The organism is Pseudomonas sp. Lb2C2 (assembly GCF_052112205.1).
GTDB lineage: Bacteria > Pseudomonadota > Gammaproteobacteria > Pseudomonadales > Pseudomonadaceae > Aquipseudomonas > Aquipseudomonas kilonensis.
In genome coordinates this window covers 1-1368 of sequence record NZ_JAUTYW010000020.1, presented here as the reverse complement: position 1 = coordinate 1368, position 1368 = coordinate 1, and the positions used below count along the sequence as shown (strand labels likewise).

Below are 1368 nucleotides of genomic sequence, written 5' to 3'. Positions count from 1 at the left end.
GATCTTCACGGTGATGGCGACCATCCCGATCGCGATGTTCATGGGCATCTACATGCGCTACATCCGCCCGGGCCGCATCGGTGAAATCTCGATCATCGGCGTGCTGTTGCTGCTGGGTTCGATCTGGTTGGGCGGGCAAATTGCTGCCGATCCGGTCTGGGCCAAGGCCTTCACCTTCACCGGGATCCAGATCACCTGGATGCTGATCGGCTACGGCTTTGTCGCGGCGGTACTGCCAGTGTGGCTGATCCTGGCGCCGCGGGACTACCTGTCGACCTTCCTCAAGATCGGCACCATCGTCGCCCTGGCGATCGGCATCCTGGTCACCATGCCCGAGCTGAAAATGCCGGCGCTGACCCAGTTCACCGACGGCACGGGACCGGTGTGGAAGGGCGGTCTGTTCCCGTTCCTGTTCATCACCATCGCCTGCGGCGCGGTCTCGGGTTTCCACGCGCTGATCTCCTCGGGCACCACGCCCAAGCTGCTGGATAACGAAACCAACGCCCGCTACATCGGTTACGGCGGCATGCTGATGGAGTCCTTCGTGGCGATCATGGCCATGGTCGCCGCCTCGGTGATCGAGCCAGGCGTGTACTTCGCCATGAACAGTCCGGCGGCGATCGTCGGCAGTGACGTGGTGTCCGTGGCCCAGACTGTCAGCAGCTGGGGCTTTGCAATCACCCCCGAGGCGCTGCAAGCGGTGGCCAAGGACATCGGTGAAACCACCATCCTGGCCCGTGCCGGCGGTGCGCCGACCCTGGCGGTCGGCATCGCGCAGATCCTGCACTCGGTGCTGCCGGGTGAGAACACCATGGCGTTCTGGTACCACTTCGCGATCCTGTTCGAAGCGCTGTTCATCCTCACCGCGGTGGACGCCGGCACCCGTGCCGGGCGGTTCATGCTGCAGGACTTGCTCGGCTCGTTCGTGCCTTCGCTCAAGCGCACCGAATCCTGGCCAGCCAACCTGATCGCCACCGCCGGCTGCGTCGCGCTGTGGGGTTACTTGCTGTACCAGGGCGTGATCGATCCGCTGGGCGGCATCAACACCTTGTGGCCGCTGTTCGGCATCTCCAACCAGATGCTGGCCGGTATCGCCCTGATGCTCGCCACCGTGGTCCTGATCAAGATGAAGCGCCAGCGCTACGTCTGGGTCACGCTGCTGCCGGCGAGCTGGCTGCTGATCTGCACCACCACCGCGGGCCTGATCAAGCTGTTCGACGCCAACCCGGCGATCGGCTTCCTGGCCCTGGCACGCAAATACAACGATGCCCTGGCCGCCGGCCAGATCCTGGCCCCGGCCAAGAGCATCGAGCAGATGCAGCACGTGGTGTTCAACGCCTACACCAACGCGACGCTGACGGTGTTGTT

Annotated in this window: 1 protein-coding gene; it reads left to right on the top strand. The window is 64.3% G+C overall.

Features of this window, described 5'->3' with window-relative positions; all coding sequences use genetic code 11:
* Nucleotides 1-1368: carbon starvation CstA family protein (locus tag Q7F16_RS30065; RefSeq protein ID WP_413211836.1), on the top strand; the 1368-nt coding region annotated here is incomplete at both ends.